This window comes from Chamaesiphon sp. OTE_8_metabat_110 (assembly GCF_031382685.1).
Classification (GTDB): domain Bacteria; phylum Cyanobacteriota; class Cyanobacteriia; order Cyanobacteriales; family Chamaesiphonaceae; genus Chamaesiphon.
Genome location: NZ_JANMZA010000645.1, coordinates 1 through 2,755 on the forward strand (window position 1 = coordinate 1; position 2,755 = coordinate 2,755).

Below are 2,755 nucleotides of genomic sequence, written 5' to 3' on the forward strand. Positions count from 1 at the left end.
GACTTTTAATGTACGATTCATACCTAAATTAGGCCATTTTCATCTATGCTCTCACCTAAAGCCTAAAGCCTAGAGCCTAAAAGCCTAGAGCCTAAAAGCCTATTCCATGCCGAGCGCCTCGATCGTAAAAAATATCTGCCGATAAAAAACAGTATTTTTGAGCTTTTGGGCGACTAAGGCTGCTTGATGCAGGATGACTTTGGCAGTATCTGGATGCCCCATATGGTAGAGAGCCAGTCCTTCTGCGTACAAGCCAGTTTCATCGCGCTTGGCTAAGCAGTCAATGATTTGAGCTTGAGTTGCTTGGGCGAGGTGAAAATCATCAGTGGCTTTAGCTTCGTTTTTGAGATCGTGATGTAATAAGCCGCGATGGTAGAGAGCGCAAATAAAGCTAGGCTTAATCTCAATCACCTTCGTAAAACTAAAAATAGCTTCTTGTTTAAAGCCAGATAATGATTGGACTACACCCAATAAATAATTACCAGGCACCGAATTTCGATCGAGCGCTCGCACCCGTTCGCAGTCACTCATTACCGCTGGATATTCACCATGCCGAAAGTAAATCCAACTGCGTTGAATATAGGCGTTGATATCCTGGGGATCGATCTGAACTAACCGATGATAGTCGGCTAAAGCCGCATGAAGATTACCAACTTCAGTATTGATTACCCCGCGCTGATAATGGGCACTCACTAGCTGCGGATCGAAGCGGATTGCTTGATTGCACTGAATTAGGGCGCGCGGATAATCACCGCGATTGATATAAATATCTGCCCGATTGGCATAGGCTTGAGCCATCTGCGGCTCGATCTCGATCGCCCGATCGTAGTCTGCCATTGCGTTAGTATAGTCGCCTAATTGTTGGCGAATCCGTCCGCGCCTGCGGTATAAAATTGCCATATTATCTGCTAGTGCGATCGCGCAGTCGAGATCGATCGCTGCTTGCTCTAGATTACCTAGTCTTTCGTAGCAAATCCCCCGATAATAATGAGCGTAAAAATCATCGCTACGGAGATTGAGATACTGATTGAAATTAAAGATTGCTAGTTGGTAATTACCCATTTGAAAATGAGCGCGGGAATTCAACCATCTAGCGGAAATATCATTGGGCTGGCGCTCCAGAATAAATTTACAATCTCCTAAAATGCCAGCATCATCGCCAATTTTTTTATTAATCAGCGCCCGAGAGTGAAAGAACTCCAGATTTTCGGGATCGTGCTGAATGGCGCGACTGCAAGCAACTAAAGCCGCTTGATACTCGCCCAGTTGATAGTAAACTCGTGCCAGTCCCCCATCAGCAATAGCAAACGCCGGACTAAGCTTGAGTGCAAGCTGGTAGTCAGCTTGGGCTTGACGATAATCTCTCAGTTCCAGCCAGGAGTTACCCCGAGCGCAATAAGCCAACACAAAGTTCGGAGCGAGCGCAATAGCTTGAGTGTAAGCCGCAATCGCCCGCTCGTGCTCGCCCCTAAATGCTCGATCGTTACCCTGTTGGTACAATTTTTGGACTTGGTTATCGACCTGGTGCTTGGGTAAATCTAGCGTTTGTGTAGATGTCAAATTGATTTGAGAGTCCGACATAAATGGTAAGTTTGTCAAGATTGCTTCAGTAACATCCAAGTTGTCATCGCCAAAAAGATGTTTACCTTGAGCTGGGGGAACTTAATTTAACAAAGATTAGACGCGCTCGACACTAGGTCGTCTGACTAGCTAGATTGTCAGTTCGATCGCCGTCTATTTGCACTAGACTGCGATCGATCCGACTAAATCGTATACACAGCAGTACTTATAGACAAGGATAGAGTGACTGTTCTTCTATTATTCCCCGTTATTCACAACTTATATCTACTACAGACATACTTTTATCTACCATTTTAAAATGTGTCAATTCGTAACTTACGAGCAGACAATTAATATTAGTTACTAGAATTACAAACACATATTACTACTTAAAATTCATAATCGGGGTTGCCTACCTGAAAGACGCTCAAACCCAGACCACGCCACATTCTACAGACCTTCGGTCGATCGTCGATAACGCCAATTACATTGTAGCGATCGCGAATGTGAAAATAGTAAAGTTCTGACTTGAGAATGTCATCGGGACGCTGGTCGTTAGCCGCGCGCATCAACAGCTCTTTGTAGTTAATATTGTGTTGTTTCAGCCAAGCAACAGTCAGATCGTAGCAGACACTCGATCGACCCGACAAGAGAATAATATGTGTATCTCGTCCTAATTTCTCGATTGTCGTCGCGACAACGGAATTAACTGCATCTTCATTCACCCGATCCCACGCAAATGGCGATCGCGTATGATTGATAGCTAAGGTACCATCGATATCTACCAAATAGCAGTTTGGTAGCTGCGGATCGTCGCTAGGTGGTGTCTCCGGTCGATCTAAATAATCGTAATACATCTGCTCGATTGCCTGTTGTCCGACCGAATTCGATCGTAACAAATCGCGCCGGATACATTCAGCTAATGACACATCTGTGAAGTCACGAACGCTCAATTCGGCTTGATATTTAGTCGCTAATTCAGTTGCTCGTCGCAAATGAACTGGGTTGAGATTGGTATCCGACCAAATTACCGAATAACCTTGCTCGAAGTAATATTCTGTCAGTAAATCGCGGACTTTAATAATCCGTTTTTCGCGTTTATTCGTACCGCTCAGTTGAAGTCTGAGGTCGTCTTTACAGAGATTAGCAGTCTCAGGATACTTTTGGATATACTCTTTTGCCCAAGTTGTTTTAC

Annotated in this window: 2 protein-coding genes; both read right to left on the reverse strand. The window is 44.5% G+C overall.

The features are described 5' to 3' along the window. Positions 1-99: 99 nt before the first annotated feature. Positions 100-1,560 (reverse strand): tetratricopeptide repeat protein, encoded by a 1,461-nt coding sequence (locus RMO52_RS23330; protein ID WP_310419114.1) that lies wholly within the window; start codon positions 1,558-1,560, stop codon positions 100-102. 389 nt (positions 1,561-1,949) lie between these two features. Next, positions 1,950-2,755 (reverse strand): AAA family ATPase (locus RMO52_RS23335; protein ID WP_310419119.1); only part of this gene is annotated, 806 nt, incomplete at its 5' end.